Source organism: Actinomadura sp. (genome assembly GCF_044508335.1).
In the GTDB taxonomy this organism is placed as follows: Bacteria; Actinomycetota; Actinomycetes; order Streptosporangiales; family Streptosporangiaceae; genus Spirillospora.
Window position 1 is genome coordinate 49,153 of record NZ_JBIQHY010000007.1, and the last position, 16,334, is coordinate 65,486.

At 74.0% G+C, this 16,334-nt stretch carries 16 protein-coding genes; 6 read left to right on the forward strand and 10 right to left on the reverse strand.

All coding sequences use genetic code 11. The features are described from left to right. Nucleotides 1–85: 85 nt before the first annotated feature. Both ACIWVC_RS04720 and ACIWVC_RS04725 read left to right on the forward strand, forming a co-directional pair. Nucleotides 86–625 carry an FHA domain-containing protein gene (locus ACIWVC_RS04720; RefSeq protein WP_396446788.1) on the forward strand — a complete coding sequence of 180 codons (540 nt, stop codon included), beginning with the start codon at nt 86–88 and terminating at the stop codon, nt 623–625. Nucleotides 626–829: 204 nt separating this feature from the next. After that, entirely contained in the window at nt 830–1,732 is a 903-nt protein-coding gene (locus tag ACIWVC_RS04725) for a TIGR03619 family F420-dependent LLM class oxidoreductase (RefSeq protein ID WP_396446787.1), read from the forward strand. Here ACIWVC_RS04725 and ACIWVC_RS04730 read toward each other — a convergent pair. Next, a complete protein-coding gene (locus tag ACIWVC_RS04730) occupies nt 1,729–2,169 on the reverse strand; it encodes an Lrp/AsnC family transcriptional regulator (RefSeq protein ID WP_396446786.1) in 441 nt (146 codons plus the stop codon). The two genes, ACIWVC_RS04725 and ACIWVC_RS04730, sit on opposite strands and share 4 nt — an antisense overlap. A 72-nt stretch (nt 2,170–2,241) precedes the next feature. Further along, a complete protein-coding gene (locus tag ACIWVC_RS04735; RefSeq protein ID WP_396446785.1) occupies nt 2,242–3,261 on the reverse strand; it encodes a LacI family DNA-binding transcriptional regulator in 1,020 nt (339 codons plus the stop codon). Between the two features lie 146 nt (nt 3,262–3,407). Here ACIWVC_RS04735 and ACIWVC_RS04740 point away from each other — a divergent pair, with 146 nt between their 5' ends. Next, nucleotides 3,408–4,646 carry an ABC transporter ATP-binding protein gene (locus ACIWVC_RS04740; protein ID WP_396446784.1) on the forward strand — a complete coding sequence of 413 codons (1,239 nt, stop codon included), beginning with the start codon at nt 3,408–3,410 and terminating at the stop codon, nt 4,644–4,646. Between the two features lie 81 nt (nt 4,647–4,727). Here the strand turns inward: ACIWVC_RS04740 and ACIWVC_RS04745 are convergent, their stop codons facing one another. From ACIWVC_RS04745 to ACIWVC_RS04765, 5 genes are all read right to left on the reverse strand, one after another. Further along, on the reverse strand, nt 4,728–5,669 hold the full coding sequence (locus ACIWVC_RS04745) for a carbohydrate ABC transporter permease (protein WP_396446783.1): 942 nt from the start codon (nt 5,667–5,669) through the stop codon (nt 4,728–4,730). Beyond that, nucleotides 5,666–7,054 (reverse strand): ABC transporter permease subunit, encoded by a 1,389-nt coding sequence (locus ACIWVC_RS04750; RefSeq protein WP_396446782.1) that lies wholly within the window; start codon nt 7,052–7,054, stop codon nt 5,666–5,668. The genes ACIWVC_RS04745 and ACIWVC_RS04750 overlap by 4 nt, the downstream gene beginning before the upstream one ends. Nucleotides 7,055–7,065: 11 nt before the next feature. Further along, complete coding sequence (locus ACIWVC_RS04755; protein ID WP_396446781.1) at nt 7,066–8,388, reverse strand: ABC transporter substrate-binding protein; 1,323 nt, start codon at nt 8,386–8,388, stop codon at nt 7,066–7,068. Beyond that, nucleotides 8,385–9,614: an ABC transporter ATP-binding protein gene (locus tag ACIWVC_RS04760; RefSeq protein WP_396446780.1), complete on the reverse strand. Its 1,230-nt coding sequence runs from the start codon at nt 9,612–9,614 to the stop codon at nt 8,385–8,387. The genes ACIWVC_RS04755 and ACIWVC_RS04760 overlap by 4 nt, the downstream gene beginning before the upstream one ends. Before the next feature lie 366 nt (nt 9,615–9,980). Next, nucleotides 9,981–11,090, reverse strand: a complete 1,110-nt coding sequence (locus ACIWVC_RS04765; RefSeq protein WP_396446779.1) for a M24 family metallopeptidase — start codon at nt 11,088–11,090, stop codon at nt 9,981–9,983. A 99-nt stretch (nt 11,091–11,189) separates the two neighbouring features. On the opposite strand from ACIWVC_RS04765, the gene ACIWVC_RS04770 reads away from it, so the two are divergent. From ACIWVC_RS04770 to ACIWVC_RS04780, 3 genes are all read left to right on the forward strand, one after another. Continuing rightward, entirely contained in the window at nt 11,190–12,110 is a 921-nt protein-coding gene (locus ACIWVC_RS04770; RefSeq protein ID WP_396446778.1) for a 5'-3' exonuclease H3TH domain-containing protein, read from the forward strand. A 216-nt stretch (nt 12,111–12,326) separates the two neighbouring features. After that, nucleotides 12,327–13,091 (forward strand): Crp/Fnr family transcriptional regulator, encoded by a 765-nt coding sequence (locus ACIWVC_RS04775; protein WP_396446776.1) that lies wholly within the window; start codon nt 12,327–12,329, stop codon nt 13,089–13,091. A 42-nt stretch (nt 13,092–13,133) separates the two neighbouring features. Continuing rightward, a complete protein-coding gene (locus tag ACIWVC_RS04780) occupies nt 13,134–14,552 on the forward strand; it encodes an RNB domain-containing ribonuclease (RefSeq protein ID WP_396446775.1) in 1,419 nt (472 codons plus the stop codon). Nucleotides 14,553–14,559: 7 nt separating this feature from the next. On the opposite strand, the gene ACIWVC_RS04785 is transcribed toward ACIWVC_RS04780, so the two are convergent. The 3 genes from ACIWVC_RS04785 to ACIWVC_RS04795 all read right to left on the reverse strand — a co-directional run bounded on the left by ACIWVC_RS04785 (nt 14,560) and on the right by ACIWVC_RS04795 (nt 16,294). Next, on the reverse strand, nt 14,560–14,745 hold the full coding sequence (locus ACIWVC_RS04785) for a hypothetical protein (protein ID WP_396446774.1): 186 nt from the start codon (nt 14,743–14,745) through the stop codon (nt 14,560–14,562). A 345-nt stretch (nt 14,746–15,090) separates the two neighbouring features. Next, a complete protein-coding gene (locus tag ACIWVC_RS04790) occupies nt 15,091–15,384 on the reverse strand; it encodes a DUF2470 domain-containing protein (RefSeq protein WP_396446773.1) in 294 nt (97 codons plus the stop codon). Nucleotides 15,385–15,436: 52 nt separating this feature from the next. After that, complete coding sequence (locus ACIWVC_RS04795) at nt 15,437–16,294, reverse strand: amidohydrolase family protein (RefSeq protein WP_396446771.1); 858 nt, start codon at nt 16,292–16,294, stop codon at nt 15,437–15,439. Nucleotides 16,295–16,334: the final 40 nt, after the last annotated feature.

The window sequence follows — 16,334 nt, forward strand, 5'->3', positions numbered from 1 at the left end:
GGGGGCGGGTGAGGGCGATCACCCGCCTCCTCGGGCCGACGGCCCTTTCTGGACAGCCGACGATGGGGACTGGATACTCACAGCCATGGACGGTCAGCCCTCATTCCCGGTGAGAGCGTCCGACACGGAACGGGACCGGGCCCTGCGCGTCCTGAGCGACCGCGTGGCCGAGGGCCGGATGTCGAACGACACGTTCGAGCGCCGTGTCGACCAGGTCCTGCGGGCGCGCAGCCAGGCGGAGCTGGCCGGCATCGTGCGCGACCTGCCCCCGCAGAACCGGATGATCGACCGGCTGACCGGGCTGGTCTCCTCGGTGTCGCAGGTGACGGCGCGGATCGAGGCGGCCTGGCGGGCGCCCCGGCTGCCCCGGTTCATGCTGCCGCCGGCCGACCTGAAGCGGATCGTCGTCGGCCGCGCCCCGGCCTGCCAGTTCATCCTCACCGACCTGACGGTCTCGCGGTTCCACGCCGAGATCTACCGGTCCGGCGACGGGTGGATGATCTCCGACCTCGGGTCGATGAACGGCACCCGGGTGAACGGGTGGCGGCTGACCGGCCCGGCCCGGCTGCGGCCCGGCGACGAGGTCGGCTTCGGCAACTCCTGCTTCATCGCCGCCGCGCCCTGAGCCCCCGCCCCCGAGCCCCCACGCCTGAGCCCTCCACCGCGTCGCTCCCGGGACGCACCCGCCGAGCCGCATCCGGATCAACGACGCCGCGCACGCCGCCGGCGCCGGCGCTACCCCGCGCGGGGTAAGGTCTCCGGCGGCGCGCGGGGTATGCACACGGGCTCGCGCCTTGACAAAGTAAGGTGCAGGCGGGAGGGAGCGGCCGTGCTGATCGGGTTCGCGGTTCCGGTGGCGGGGGCCTGGGCCACGCCGGACCACCAGGCGCTGATCGCCGAACGGGCCGAGGAGCTCGGCTACCACTCGGTGTGGACGCTGCAGCGCGTCCTCAACCCCGCCGGCTCGGACGGCACGGCCTACCGCGCGGTCCCCGATCCGCTGGTCACGCTCGCCTACCTCGCCGGGCGGACCCGGCGGGTGCGGCTCGGCGTCGCCGTCGTCAACCTGCCGTTCTACGCGCCGGCGGTCCTCGCCAAGCAGGCCGCCACCCTCGACCGGGTCAGCGGCGGGCGGCTCGACCTCGGGCTCGGGCTCGGCTGGATGCGCGAGGAGTTCGCCGCGGCCGGGGCTCCGATGGAGCGGCGCGGCGCCCGCGCCGAGGAGTTCCTGGCGGTGCTGCGCGGCCTGTGGAGCGGCGGCGCGACCGAGTTCCACGGCGAGTTCTACGACTTCCCGCCGGTGGTGATGGAGCCGCCCCCGGCGCAGTCCCCGCTCCCGGTCCTGCTGGGCGGCGCGACCGAGCCGGCGCTGCGGCGCGCCGGGCGGCTCGCGGACGGGTGGGTCAGCTCCAGCCGCGCCGACCCCGCCGAGATCGGCCGCTCGATCGCCGTCGTGCGGGACGCCGCCGAGCGGGCCGGCCGGGACGCGTCCGCGCTGCGGTTCGTGTGCCGGGCCGCGGTGCGGATCCGCCCCGCCGGCCGGGAGGGGCGGCGCCCGCTCACCGGCTCGGCCGAGGAGGTCCGCGGCGACCTGGAGGCGCTCGCCGGGCAGGGCGTCACCGAGGCGTTCGTCGACCTGAACTTCGACCCCGAGATCACCGGGCCGGACGCCGACCCGGGCGCGTCCGCGGACCGCGCGCTGGCGGCCCTGGACGCCTTCGCCCCGCGCTAGAGGGGCGGGCGGCGCGCCTCCCAGGGGGTGCTGAGGACGACCGTGGTGCGGGTCGCGACGTTCGCGGCGGCGCGGATCTGCTGCAGCAGGTCCTCCAGCTCGTTCGGGGACGCGACCCGCACCTTGAGGATGTAGCTCTCGTCGCCCGCCACCGAATGGCACGCCTCGATCGCCTGGAGGTGGGCCAGCCGGTCGGGCGCGTCGTCCGGCGCGGCCGGATCGATCGGCTTGATCGACACGAACGCGGTCAGCGGCAGCCCGATCTGCCGGCTGTCCAGCTGCGCGGCGAACCCGGTGATCACGCCGCGCTTCTGCAGCCGCCGGACGCGCTGGTGCACGGCCGACACCGACAGCCCCGTCTCCTTGGCCAGGTCGGTGAAACTCATCCGCCCGTCGTCGGCGAGCAGCGCCAGGATCTGACGATCGATCTCCTCCACGCGGGAAATCTAGCGTGCCGGGGCCGGTGCGTGCGCCCCCATTGATCACGGATCGGGGGTGATCCGGCGGTTTCACCGGCGCGGCGGGCGCAGCGGGCCGCAGCTGCCGCGCACGACCAGCTCGGTCGGCAGCAGCACCGGGCCGCCCCTCCCCCGCCGCGCGGGCTCGCGCAGCAGCAGCTCGCAGGCGCGGTAGCCGATGTCGTGGCCGGAGCGGGCGACGGCGGTGAGCGGCGGGTCGCACAGCTCCGCCCACGCCACGTCGTCCATCATCGCGACCGACACGTCGGCGGGGATCCGCAGGTCCAGCTCGCGGGCGACCAGCACGGCCGCCTCGCCGAGCAGGTGCCCGGCGGCGAGGATCGCGGTGACGTCGGCGCGGCGCTGCAGCAGCCCGGCCGCGGCGGCGTAGGCGGCGTCGCGGGCGGGCCGGGCGGCGACGACGAGGTCCTCCTCCACCGGGACGCCGAGCTGGGCGAGGGTGTCGCGGAACGCGCGCTCGCGCACCCCGGCGGGCGTGCCGGGGACGCCGCCGAGGAAGCCGATGCGGCGGTGCCCGAGCCCGGCGAGGTACTCGGTGAGGGACCGGACGCCGCCCGCGTCGTCGGGGAGCACCGCCGGGATCTCCGGCAGGCCCGGCAGCACCCGGTCGGCGAACACGACGCTGGAGCACACCCGGGCGGCGCCGCGCCAGTCGGCCAGCTCCCCGGCGGGCACCGCGATGATGCCGTCCACCCGCTGCTCGACGAGCCGCTCGACGATCTCGGCCTCGCGGGCCGGGTCGCCGTGCGCGGCGTCGACGATGACGTGCTCGCCGAGGCTGCGGGCGCAGGCGAGCACGCCCGCGACCAGCTCGGCGCGGAACGGGTCGGTGACGTCGGGGACGATCAGCCCGATGCCGCCGCTGCGGCGCAGCTTCAGGCCGCGGCCGAGGGCGCTCGGGCGGTAGTCCAGCTCGCGCGCGGCGGCGAGCACGCGCTCGCGGGTCGCCGCGCTGACCGAGCCGCCGGAGAACACCCGGGACACGGTGGCGATGCCGACGCCCGCCGCCGCGGCCACGTCCTTGATCGTCGCCGACCGCCGCTGCGCCACCCCGTGACCTCCCGTTTCGCACGTTTTCGATGATCTTATCCGGCACAGCGCTCCCATGGAAACGATTCCATGATGTTTACTCCACACAGCGACACAAAGTCCCTGCTCGGCAGGGGATAACGGAAACGTTTCCATGGAGGGTTCGGATGGCCAAGATCGTGCTGGATCGGGTCGACAAGGTGTACAGCGGCGGCGTGAAGGCCGTCGACGGGCTCGACCTGGAGATCCGCGACGGCGAGTTCATGGTGCTGGTCGGCCCGTCCGGCTGCGGCAAGTCCACCGCGCTGCGGATGATCGCGGGGCTGGAGGAGATCAGCGCCGGGAAGATCTCCATCGGCGACCAGGTCGTCAACGACCTCGCGCCCAAGGACCGCGACATCGCGATGGTCTTCCAGAACTACGCCCTCTACCCGCACATGACGGTCGAGCAGAACCTCGCGTTCGGCCTCAAGCTGCGCGGCACGCCGAAGTCGGAGATCAAGGCCAAGGTCCGCGAGGCGGCCAAGATGCTGGGCCTGGAGCAGTACCTGTCCCGCAAGCCCGCCGCGCTGTCGGGCGGCCAGCGGCAGCGCGTGGCGATGGGCCGCGCGATCGTCCGGGAGCCGCAGGCGTTCCTGATGGACGAGCCGCTGTCCAACCTGGACGCCAAGCTGCGCGTCTCCATGCGCGCCTCGCTCAGCCAGCTGCACGAGCGGCTCGGCGTCACCACCGTGTACGTCACCCACGACCAGGTCGAGGCGATGACCCTCGGGTCGCGGGTGTGCGTGCTGCGCGAGGGCGTGCTCCAGCAGGTCGACACCCCGCAGCGGCTGTTCGACAACCCCGTGAACCTGTTCGTTGCCGGGTTCATCGGCTCGCCGGCGATGAACTTCGTGCTCGCCGACCTGACCTCCGGCAACGGCGGCGCGCAGGTCTCCTTCGCCGGGTACACGCTGCCGGTGCCGGCCGCGACGCTCAGCGAGAAGCCCGGCCTGCAGGACTACCTCGGCCGCAAGGTCATCCTCGGGGTGCGCCCGTCGGACTTCGAGGACGCCGCGCACGCCAAGCCCGAGTGGGCGCCGATGCCGGTCCGCAGCAGCGTCACCGAGGAGCTGGGCAGCGAGATCAACGTGATCTTCACGATCGACGCCCCGCCGGTCGAGCACAAGGACACCGCCGCGCTCGCCGAGGACGCCGACGGCGACGGCGACATGGCGATCCCGCTGGTCGACAACAAGGCGCTGTGGACGGCGCGCGTCAACTCCCGCTCGCACGTCCGCCCGGGCCAGAACGTGCAGCTCGCCGTCGACACCCGCCGGCTGCACTTCTTCGACCCGTCCAGCGGCCTGGCCATCGGGCACCCCGACGCCGCGGCCCGGCACGGCGCCGCGAGCCTGCGCAAGTAGCACCGGCGCCGGACGCGGCGACGCCCCCCGGCCCGCGCGGGCCGGGGGGCGTCGCCGCGAGGTGCGCGTCCGCCGCGCCGGCTACTTCACCGACCCGGCCAGGACGCCCTGGACGAAGTAGCGCTGGAAGGCGAAGAACACGATCAGCGGGACGATCAGCGACAGGAACGCGCCGGGCGCGAGGATGTCGATGTTGCCGGTGAACTGCCGCATCTGGGACTGCAGCCACTTGGTCATCGGCTGCGACTCGGTGTCGGCGAACACCAGCGCGACCAGCAGGTCGTTCCACACCCACAGGAACTGGAAGATGCCGAGCGAGGCGATCGCCGGGCCGCCCAGCGGGAAGATCACCCGGCGGAAGATCGTCCACTCCGACCCGCCGTCCATCCGCGCCGCCTCCAGCAGGTCCCGGGGGATCGCCGCGAAGAAGTTGCGGAGCAGGAAGATGGCGAACGGCAGGCCGAACGCGACGTGGAACAGCACCACGCCGGCGATCGACCCGAACATGTGGAACCCGCCGAACTCGATGGCCCCGTACAGCTTGGCGACCGGGATCAGCGCGACCTGGATCGGCACCACCAGCAGCGCCACCACGAGGATGAACAGCCAGTCGCGCCCGGGGAACTCCATCCACGCGAACGCGTAGGCCGCGAGCGCGGCGATCACCACCACCAGCACGGTCGCCGGGACGGTGATCAGCACCGTGTTCCAGAACGAGTCGACGAAGTCGCCCTTGTCCAGCAGCGAGCTGTAGGACTGCATGGTCAGCTCGGTGGGCTTGGCGAAGACGTTCCACCAGCCGCTGGCGTTGTTGTCCTCGTTGGAGCGCAGCGACGCCACCAGCAGCCCGAGCGTCGGCACGAGCCAGAACAGCGCGATCAGCACGAGCAGCGCCTGCGCCGCCCCGCCGCCGAGCCTGCCGACGATCCGGGCGGCCACGCCGCGGTGCGGCGCGCCCGCCGCGCCGTTGCCGTTGCCGCCGCCGGCGGCCGGCGCCTTCGCCTCCTTCTCCGCGGTGCTCATTTGCGCTCCTGCCGCAGTCGCCGGACGTTGAACAGCATGGCGGGCAGCACCAGCACGAACAGCAGCACGGCGATGGCGCTGCCGGCGCCCTGGTCGTTGCCGCCGCCGAACGACACCGTCCACATCTGCAGGGCCAGCACGTTGGCGTTCGGATCACCGCCGCCGATGATGTAGACGAGGTCGAAGACCTTCATGACGTTGATGACCAGCGTCACCATCACCACCATCAGGACGGGTGCGAGCAGCGGGATCGTCACCCGCCGGAACACCTGCCACTCGGTGGCTCCGTCCACCCGGGCCGCCTCCAGCGCGTCGCGGGGGATCGCGGCGAGCCCGGCGGCGATCAGCACCATCGCGAACCCGGACCACACCCACAGGTACGACCCGATGATCGCCGGGGTGATGAGCGTGCTGCCGAGCCACTCGGCGCCGCGGTAGGCGGCGGTGAAGTTGTCCTTGGGCAGCCGGATCGTGTACGTCCCGTCGGGGACCTTCTTCATCGTGAAGGTGCCGTCGTCCCCGGTGGTGGCCTTGGCGACCACCTTGCCGTCCCGCACGGCCTCGACCTTGACGCCGGGGAGCCCGACCTCGCCGGCGTTGGGGGTGTTCTGCTGCCCGCCGCCGCCCCTGGTGAAGTCGAACCACACGGTCCCGGTCAGCTGGCCGGGCTTGGCGGCCGGCGGCTGCGCGGCCGGCTTGGCGTCCTTCGGCAGGTACTGCTGCTTGACCTTCAGCAGCGGGACGAGGGCGCTCTGCCCCGGCCCGTAGGAGTTCACCGTGACGACGGCGCCGCCGTCCTCGCGGACGGGGGCGTCCCCGCCGTTGCGGGGCCCGGCGCCCGGGTAGGTGGTGCCCTGCGCGAAGGTGTCGTGGATCGCGACGAGCGCCGCGTTGGCGACGCCCTTGTCGGGGTCCATCTGGTAGACCAGCCGGAAGATCACGCCGGAGGCGAGGAACGAGATCGCCATCGGCATGAACACGACGAGCTTGAACACCGTCGCCCACCGGATCCGCTCGGTGAGGACGGCGAAGACCAGGCCGACGATGGTGACGATCGTCGGGGCCACCACGACCCAGATGGCGGTGTTGCGCACCGCGACGAGGTTGTTGTGCCCCTTGAAGATCCCGGTGTAGTTGTCGGCGCCGACGAACCCGTCGCCCGAGGCGTCGAAGAAGCTGCGGATCACCGAGTAGACGATCGGGTAGACGACCAGGAAGCCGAGCAGCAGCAGCGCCGGCAGCAGGAACGCCATGGCCAGCCAGGACGGCGGGGTCAGCCGCTCGCGTCCCCGGCGGGCGCCGGGCCGCCGCGCGGCCGGTACGTCGACGGCGGCGGCGCCGCCGGCCGTCGCGGCCGGCGGCACCTCCTCATTCCGAGCCTTCATCAGGGGATTCCCTACTTGTAGGCCTTGGCGGCCTCGGCCTCCAGCTTGGCCTGCGTGCCCTTGACGTCGTCCGGGTGCATCACGAACTGGCGGAGCGCCTCCCACTCGCCCTTGCCGGGCGTCGCGCCGAACGCGGCGGGCGCCAGGTCGGACATGTCGTAACGGGCCGCGTCACCGGACTGCTGCAGCTGGCCGATCAGCTGCTTGGCGATCGGGTCGGAGTAGGCGTCCGGCGGGACGTTCTTGTTCGGCGTCAGGTAGCCGCCGAGCCCGGCCCAGACCTTGCCGGCCTCCGGGGAGGCGAGGAACTTCATCAGCTCCTGCGCGCCCTTGCCGTCCTTCATCGCGACGCCGACGTCGCCGCCGAGGATCGCCGGGGGCGTGTCACCGGCCTTCGGGAAGGCGAACACCTTGGCGTCGGTGCCGACCTTGGCCTTGGTGGTGGAGATGTTCGCGGCGGCGAAGTCGCCGCCGTAGACCATGGCGGCCTTCTGCTGGCCGAAGACCTGGGTGACCGACTCGTCGAACTTGGTCTTGGTCGCGGTGGCGACGCCGCCGTTCAGGTAGTCGGGCTTGCCCCAGATCTCGGCGAGGGTCTCCAGCGCCTTGCCGACCGTCGGGTCGGTCCACTTGATCTCGTGCTTGGCGAGCTTGTCGTAGTTCTCCGGGCCCGCCTGCGACAGGTAGACGTTCTCGAACCAGTCGGTGAGCGTCCAGGAGTCCTGCGGCCCGGCGGCGAGGGTGAACGGGGTGGTGCCCGCGTCCTGCAGCGTGCCGGCCGCCTTGACCAGGTCGGCCCACGCCGCGGGCGGCTGCACGCCGGCCTCGTCGAACGCCTCGGGCCGGTACCACAGGATCGACTTGTAGGCGGCCTTGACGATCACGCCGTAGGCCTTGCCGCCGCTGGAGCCGAGCTCCTTCCAGTAGGGCGAGAAGTTCTGCCCGACCTGCGCGACGACGTCCTCGTCGAGCGGCTTCAGCGCGCCCTTCTGCGCGTACTGCTGCATCAGGCCGGGCTGCGGCAGGATCGCCACGTCCGGCGGGTTCCCGGCCTCGATGCGCGGGCCGAGGTAGGCGTCGGTGTTCTCACCGGTGGAGGCGTAGTTGACCTTCGCCCCGGTCTTCTGCTCGAACGCCTTCAGGACCTTGCGGAAGTTCGCCTCCTCCTGGCCGGTCCACTTGGCGGCGACCTCGATCGTGGTGCCCTTCAGCGCTCCCCCGCCGGCGGGCGTCGAGCCGTCGCTGCCGCCGTCGTCGTCGCCGCCGCACGCGGCGGCCGATGACAGGAGCAGTCCCGCCGCGACGGCGGCTCCCATCAGCCTGCTGACCCTCATTCCTCATCCTCCCTGAGCGGACCGGCGGCGTCCGATCCCCAGATCGCCGCGCCGGACTCGATATCGAAGAAGTGCAGGCGCCCGGTGTCGACGCGGATCGTCACCGGGTCGCCCACCTTCACGCGGGTGCGCGGGCTGAACCGCGCGACCATGTCGGTGTGGGGGCTGTCCAGCGTCCCCAGCACGTCGGTCCCCGCGTCGCGGGCGAGTTCCTTGGTGTCCTCGGTGACGACCTGGGACGCCTCGATCGCGAAGTGGACGAGCACGTCCGACCCCATCGCCTCGACGAGGTCGGCGGTGGAGGTCAGCCCGGCCCCGTCGGGCGTCTCCACCAGCTCGGAGTCCTCCATGTCCTCGGGGCGGATGCCGACGACGACGTCGCTCCCGAGGCGGGACGCCAGGGCCGGGCGCTCGGTCAGCACCTCGGCCGGCAGCGCCAGGGTCTGGCCGCCGATCTCCAGGCGCGGGTTCGCCGCGTCACCGGAGAGCGTGCCCTGGATCAGGTTCATGGCCGGTGAGCCGATGAAACCGGCGACGAACAGGTTCGCCGGCCGGTCGTAGAGCTCCTGCGGCGGCGCGACCTGCTGCAGCTCGCCCTTCTTCATCACCGCGACCCGGTCGCCGAGCGTCATCGCCTCGGTCTGGTCGTGCGTGACGTAGATCGTGGTGACGCCGAGGTCGCGCTGGATGCGGGCGATCTCCGCGCGCATCTGGACGCGGAGCTTGGCGTCGAGGTTGGACAGCGGCTCGTCCATCAGGAACGCCTGCGGCTCCCGGACGATCGCCCGGCCCATCGCCACGCGCTGCCGCTGCCCGCCCGACAGGTTGCGGGGCTTGCGGGACAGGTGCTCGGTGAGGCCGAGGATCTCCGCGGCGCGGTCGACCTTCTCGCGGATCTCGGCCTTCGGCATCTTGCGCAGCGACAGCCCGAAGCCGATGTTGTCGCGCACCGACAGGTGCGGGTAGAGGGCGTAGCTCTGGAACACCATCGCGACGTCGCGGTCCCGGGCCGGGACGCGGTTGACCACGCGGCCGCCGATCGTGATCTCGCCCTCGGAGATCTCCTCCAGGCCGGCGACCATCCGCAGCGCGGTCGTCTTGCCGCAGCCCGAGGGCCCGACGAGGACGAGGAACTCCCCGTCGGAGATGTGAAGGTTCAGGTCGGTCACGGCCCGCGTGCCGTCGGGATAGACCTTCCCGACGCTGGTCAGGTCGACCTCTGCCACGGCGTCTCCTCTTCTGCACGGCACGGCTCCGGGGAGGGCGCGGGCTCGCTCCGGCACGGCGCGACGGTCCGCGATGCGGAAGAAACCGGCTTACCCCCTCGTAACAATGCATCTAGGTGGTACATGGCCGACCGGCCGAACCGCAATACGCACAGTGCCCGCTGACACATTTGGTGCAGAGATCGTTACCGACCCGTTTCCGCCCTAATTTGTGCTGTCCGCAATGACGCGAGGGTGCGGACCGAAAACCGGTCCGCACCCTCGTTCGACGACCGCCGGCGGCGGGCCGCCGCGCGATGGCGGCAGGCCGGCGCCCGATGACGGCAGGCCGGTCCGCGCCGCCGCCGTCCCGTCCCCGGCGGCGGGTCAGTCCACGATCACCAAGCCGTGCTCGGTGGTGTTCATCGGCTCGAAGCCGTCCTCGGTGCACACGACGATGTCCTCGATGCGGGCGCCGTGCGGGCCGGGGTAGATGCCCGGCTCGATGGAGAACGCCATCCCCGGCTCCAGCGGCTCGCGGTTGCCCTCGACGATGTAGGGGTCCTCGTGCGACTCCAGGCCGATGCCGTGGCCGGTGCGGTGGAAGAAGTGCTCGCCGTGCCCGGCGGCGGCGATGACGCCGCGGGCCGCCGCGTCCACCTCCTCGGGCGTCGCGCCCGGCCGCACCGCCGCGCACGACGCGCGCTGCGCCTCCTCCAGCACCGCGTAGTAGGCGCGGTACTCGGCGGGCGGCTCCCCGACGCAGTAGTTGCGGGTGGAGTCCGAGCAGTAGCCGCTCGGCATCGTCCCGCCGATGTCGACCACGACGGGCTCGCCGGGCCGGATCACGCGGTCGGACGGCTCGGCGTGCGGGTTCGCGCCGTTCGGGCCGGAGCCGACGATGACGAAGTCGACGCGGGCGTGGCCCTCGGCGGTGATCGCGTCGGCGATGTCGCGGGCGACCTCGCGCTCGGTGCGGCCGGCCTTGAGGAGGCCGGGGACGCGGCGGTGCACGCGGTCGATCGCCGCGCCCGCCTCGCGCAGCGCCGCGACCTCGGCGGCGGACTTGCGCATCCGCAGCTCGCGCAGCACCGGCCCGGCCGCGACCTGCTCGGCGTCCGGCAGCGCGGCGCGGAACCGCAGCGCCATGACCGCCCACATCCGGTCGGCGACGCCGACCTTCGCCGGCCCTGCCGGGAGCCGGGCGGCGGTGAGCGCGTACGGGTCGGCGGTCTCGTCCCAGGGCACCAGCTCGATGCCGAGCGCCCCGGCCGGCGACTCCTGCGCGGCGGGCAGCTCGAGCCGCGGGACGACCAGGAACGGCTCCCCCTCGGCGGGCACCGCGAGGCAGGTGAGGCGCTCCAGCTCCTTGGCGTCGTAGCCGGTGACGTAGCGCAGGTCCGGGCCGGGCGTCAGCAGCACCGCGCCGAGGCCCGCCTCCGCCACCGCCTCCCGCACCCGCCCGATGCGCTCCGGCGGATACAACTCCGTTGTCACACCCGTCTCCATTCTCCGTTCCGGTCCGATGGCCGGTACCAGGATCGCAGGAGCGGCGGTGCGGCGCGGCGCCGGACCCGCGTGGGAGCATGTCCTCCCATGAGCGGGTTGATGCTGCTGGACACGCCGTCGCTGTACTTCCGCGCCTTCTTCGGGGTGCCCGAGTCGGTCACGGCGCCCGACGGGACGCCGGTGAACGCGGTGCGCGGGCTGATCGACATGATCGCGCGGCTCGTCCAGGACCGGTCGCCGGACCGCCTCGTCTGCTGCATGGACGCCGACTGGCGGCCCGCGTTCCGGGTGGCGGCGCTGCCGTCCTACAAGGCGCATCGGGTCGCCGCGGACGGCGGCGACCAGACCCCGGACGCGCTGGAGGCGCAGCTCCCGCTGATCGACGAGGTGCTGGACGCGGTGGGGCTGGCCCGCGCCGGCGTCCCCGGCTACGAGGCCGACGACGTGATCGGGACGCTCGCGGTGCGCGGCGCCGCCGAGGGGCCGGTCGACATCGTGACCGGCGACCGCGACCTGTTCCAGCTCGTCGACGACCGCGGCCCGGTCGCCGTGCTGTACACCGCGCGCGGCATCCGGAACCTGCAGGTGATGGGCGAGAAGGAGGTCGCGGCCAAGTACGGCATCCCCGGCCGCGGCTACGGCGACTACGCCACGCTGCGCGGCGACCCGAGCGACGGGCTGCCGGGGGTGCCGGGCGTCGGCGACAAGACCGCGGCGGCGCTGGTCACCCGGTTCGGGTCGGTCGAGGGCATCCTCGCGGCGCTGGACGCGGGCACCGACGCGGGGTTCCCGGCGGGCGCGCGCCGCCGGCTGGAGGCCGCGCGCGAGTACCTGGCCGCCGCAGAGACGGTGGTGCGGGTGGTCACCGACATCGACGCGCCTGAGCTGGCGGAGCTGGACGACCGGCTGCCCGCCGGGCCGCGCGACGCGGAGAGGCTGGTGGAGCTCGCCGACCGGTGGAATCTCGGCAGCCCGGTGAACCGCCTCCTCAATGCTCTTTCGCGCTGAAGCACGCGATTTCACTGCAATTTTCGCCAAAAGTGTCATAAGACGCAGACAGGCGGTTCTCCGGCGTGCAGCATCCGAGGCGGTGACGGGTTCTGCTGGAGGCGTGCGGACACGCGTGCAGACGACCGGTACCCGCGGCACTGGGCCTCACCGCCCCACTCCCCCCAACTGCCGCGGGTGCCGGTTCACCCCATCCCGGACCGGAACGGAACTGCCGTGAGCGAGCGGACCACATCCCGCGGCGGCCTCGCCGCGGTGCGCGGCGGAGGGTTCTGGGACGCGCTGGACGGACGGGAGCGCGCGGCGCTCCGGGACGCCGGGCGGCCGCGGACCTACCGGCCGCGGGCGCCGCTGTGCTACCAGGGCGACGACTCCGACCACATCGTCGTCATCGAGTCGGGCTGGGCGAAGGTCGTCTCGTCCAGCGCGGCCGGGCACGCGGTGGTGCTCGCCGTGCGCGGCCCCGGCGACCTGGTGTGCGAGAGCGCGGTCCTCGGCGGCAGGGAGCGGTCGGCGACGGTGCAGGCGCTCGACGAGATCCGCGCGCTGGTCGTGCCGGCGTCGCGGTTCACCGCCTTCCTCGACGCGCATCCGCGGGTGTGGATGCTGGTCAGCGGCACGTTCGTGCGGCGGCTCGACGACGCGGGGCGGCGGGCCCAGGCGCACGTGTCGGCGCAGGGCGCGCGGCGGCTGGCCATCCTGCTGGAGGGGCTCGCCGAGCTGTCGGCCCGGCGGGCGCCGGCGGGCCCCGGCGGCGAGATCGCGATCGGGCCGCCGCTGTCGCAGGAGGAGCTCGGCAGCTGGATGGACGCCTCCCGGGAGACGGTCGCGCGGGCCCTGGCCGTGCTGCGCGACGCGGGCCTGGTGCGCACCGGCCGGCGGCGGATCACCGTCGTGGACCCGGACGGCCTGCGGGCGTTCGCCGGGACCCCCGCCCTCTCACCCGGAGCGCGCGGCCGGCCCGACGCCTTTACATTGTAGATTCCGATCGGTGCGGCGGGTCCGTCCCGTACGCTCGGTTCTGTGCCGCGCCGACCGCTGCGACTGCGTACCGCCGAGGCCGACGCCGAGGTCCGCGCCGGGCTGCACCGGATCCGCGCCGAGTTCTCGGTGCCCGGCCCGTTCCCGCCCGCCGTCCTCGCCGAGGCCGCGCGGCCCGCGGCCCTCGACGGCGGCCGGGCCGACCTGCGCGACGTCCCGTTCTTCACCCTCGACCCGCCCGGCTCGATGGACCTGGACCAGGCGATGCACCTGGAGCGGCGCGGGCCGGGCCACCGGGTCCGGTACGCGATCGCGGACGTGGCCGGGTTCGTGCGGCCGGGCGGCGCGCTGGACGCCGAGGCGCACACCCGCGGCGTCACCCTCTACCTGCCGGACGCGAGCGCGCCGCTGCACCCGCGCCCCCTGTCGGAGGGCGCCGCGAGCCTGCTGCCGGGCCGCGACCGCCCCGCGGTGACGTGGACGATCGACATCGACGACGCCGGGCGGATCACCGGGGTGGACGTGCGGCGCGCCGTCGTCCGCAGCCGCGACCGCCTCGACTACGCCACCGCCCGCCACGACGGCGGGGATCCGCGCATCGCGCTGCTCGGCGAGATCGGCGAGCGGCTCATCGCGGCGGAGGCGGCGCGCGGCGGGGTCAGCCTGCCGCTGCCCGAGCAGGAGGTCGTGCACGCCGCCGGCGGCTGGGCGGTGAAGCTGCGCGGCGACCTCGCGACCGAGGCGTGGAACGCGCAGATCTCCCTGCTGACCGGCCGGGCCGCGGCCCGGCTGATGCTGGACGGCGGGGTCGGGCTGCTGCGCACGATGCCGCCGCCCCCCGCCGAGGCGGAGGCGCGGCTGCGGATCGCGGCGCGCGCGCTCGGCGTCGCCTGGCCGGCGGACGCCTCCTACGGCGGCATCGTCCGCGCCCTCGACCCGGCGCTGCCCCGGCACGCGGCGTTCCTGCACGACGCGGCGGCGCTGATGCGCGGCGCCGGCTACACCGCGTTCGACGGGGCGCCGCCCGCACAGCCCGGCCACGCCGCCGTGGCGGCCCCGTACGCGCACGTCACCGCGCCGATCCGGCGGCTGGCGGACCGGTACGCGACGGAGGTGTGCCTGGCGCTGGCGGCGGGGCGCCCGGTGCCGGGGTGGGCGCGCGAGGCGCTGCCGGGGCTGCCCGACACGATGCAGCGGGCGCTGCGCCGGGCCGCCGACGTCGACCACGCCTGCGTCGACCTCGTCGAGGCGCTGCTGCTGCGCGACCACGTCGGGGAGGTGTTCGACGCGGTGGTGGTGGACGTGAACGGCGACCGCACCGGCGGGCGCGTCCAGCTGGTGGCGCCGCCGGTGTTCGGCCGCTGCGAGGGCGCGGACCTGCCGCTCGGCGAGCAGGTGAAGGTGCGGCTGGAGGAGGCGGACCCGGCGCGGCGCCGGGTCCGGTTCTCCCGCGCCGAGTGACCGCCGGTCAGCGGCGGCGGCTGTAGCGGCGGGGCCGCCAGTTCGCCGACGTGCCGACGCCGGCGAAGTGCAGCGCGATGAGCAGCAGGCCGAGGACGGTCAGCGTCCCGTTGTTGATCGCGTCCGAGGAGACGTCGGCGAGGTCGAAGAGCAGAGCCAGGGCGAAGACGATCGCGGCGACGATCGCGAGCATGTCGGGCCTCCGTTGGGGGTCGGGGGCCCGTCGCGGGCCCCGCGGCTGCCTACCGGATCTCCACCCGCCCGCGAGCCAAACCGCATCCCCTTTTCGGCCCGCCCCAAATCCCGCGGGGCGCGCCGTCAGGCGGCGCCGGCGCGGACGTGCCCGCCGAGCCCGGCGGTGACGGCGGCGCCGGGCCGGCAGGCGGTCCCGGCCCCGGCGCTGACCCGGGTCTGCTCGGCGGCGTCCCCCGCCGCGGCCTCGGGCGAGGCGCGGCAGCGGCCCCTGCAGGCCCTGGGCCTGCCGGGGAAGCGGCAGAGCCGGGCGGCGTCGCCGCCGACGGGGTGCAGGCCAGCCAGGTCAGCCGCTCAGGGCGGCGCGGGCCTCCTCGGTCATCCGGACGACCTCGCGCCGCACCTGCGGGCGCTCGGTGAGCCGCTCGCCGAACGGGATCCGGACGGTGTGCTCGGCGCCGCCGTCGCTGACGGCGAACTCGATGCCGCCGGGGTCCAGGCCGGTCATCCGGGCGGCGGTCGCGCCGGGGCGGCCGCCGAGGGCGCGGCAGATGGTGAGGCAGTCGGCGGCGTGGTCGTCGTTCATGTGCCGCATGATCTGCCGCACGACGTCCTCGGTGAACGGACCGGGGTCGGTCATGGAGGAGTCCTTTCCCGCGGGCGGGGGGCGAAACGGCCGGCGGCCGGAGGGGTCAGAGGGACAGGCCCTTGTAGACGCGCAGGGCGTTGCCGGCGAGGACGAGGGACAGCGTCTCCTCGTCCAGCCCGAGGCCGGCGACGGCGCGGGCGTTGCGTGCGACGCCGGGGACGCCCGGCCAGTCGGTGCCGAAGATGAACTTGCGGGCCAGGCGGCGCAGGTCGTGCCGGGCGTAGTACTCGGGGAGCCGGCGCGGCGGCAGCCCGGACAGCTCGATCCACACCTCCTCGCGGGACAGCGCGAGGAACGCGGCGGCGTCGTACCACCAGCCGCGGCCGCCGTGGGCGAGGACGAACGTCAGGCCGGGGAACAGCCGCAGGACGTCGTCGACGGGCGTCGGGTCGGCGTACCGGTTGGCCGAGCCGGGGAAGGAGCTGGTGCCGCAGTGCACGACGACGGGCACGCCCGCGTCGCGGCACACCTCGTAGGCGGGGTACAGGTCGGGGTCGGCGACGCTGAACCCGCCGTGCACGGGGTGGAGTTTCAGCGCGGCGGCGCCGAACTCCAGCTGCCGTGCGACCTCGGCGCCGATCGGGTAGTGCAGGTGGGGGTTGACGTTGGCGATCGGCCGGAAGCGGCGCGGGTTGTGCTTGAGGAGCGGCTCCAGGTCCTCGATGGGCTGGGTGCCGGTCGTCTTCGGGCTGTACTCGCACAGCAGCAGGGCGATGTCGACGCCCTCCTCCTCGAAGCGGGCGTCGACCCGCTCGGGGACGAGGGTCCCGTCGGCGTCGTAGAGGTCCTGCCAGGGGTGGGACGCGCCGAACTCCTCGGCCCACTGCCGCCATGCCGGGGGCAGGGTCGGCAGGCGGGCGGCGTGCACGTGCGCGTCGATCAGCGGACGTCCGTCGAGCATGGGCGGAGCCTACCCACCGCCCCGGGCCGCCCCCGCCGCC

What these genes read in the sequence shown, in the direction of transcription:
- ACIWVC_RS04750 (WP_396446782.1), bottom strand. Translation starts at nt 7,054, where the DNA reads ATGAAGGCTCGGAATGAGGAGGTGCCGCCGGCCGCGACGGCCGGCGGC.
- ACIWVC_RS04795 (WP_396446771.1), bottom strand. Translation starts at nt 16,294, where the DNA reads ATGCTCGACGGACGTCCGCTGATCGACGCGCACGTGCACGCCGCCCGC.
- ACIWVC_RS04720 (WP_396446788.1), top strand. Translation starts at nt 86, where the DNA reads ATGGACGGTCAGCCCTCATTCCCGGTGAGAGCGTCCGACACGGAACGG.
- ACIWVC_RS04790 (WP_396446773.1), bottom strand. Translation starts at nt 15,384, where the DNA reads ATGACCGACCCCGGTCCGTTCACCGAGGACGTCGTGCGGCAGATCATG.
- ACIWVC_RS04740 (WP_396446784.1), top strand. Translation starts at nt 3,408, where the DNA reads ATGGCCAAGATCGTGCTGGATCGGGTCGACAAGGTGTACAGCGGCGGC.
- ACIWVC_RS04745 (WP_396446783.1), bottom strand. Translation starts at nt 5,669, where the DNA reads ATGAGCACCGCGGAGAAGGAGGCGAAGGCGCCGGCCGCCGGCGGCGGC.
- ACIWVC_RS04770 (WP_396446778.1), top strand. Translation starts at nt 11,190, where the DNA reads ATGAGCGGGTTGATGCTGCTGGACACGCCGTCGCTGTACTTCCGCGCC.
- ACIWVC_RS04785 (WP_396446774.1), bottom strand. Translation starts at nt 14,745, where the DNA reads ATGCTCGCGATCGTCGCCGCGATCGTCTTCGCCCTGGCTCTGCTCTTC.
- ACIWVC_RS04755 (WP_396446781.1), bottom strand. Translation starts at nt 8,388, where the DNA reads ATGAGGGTCAGCAGGCTGATGGGAGCCGCCGTCGCGGCGGGACTGCTC.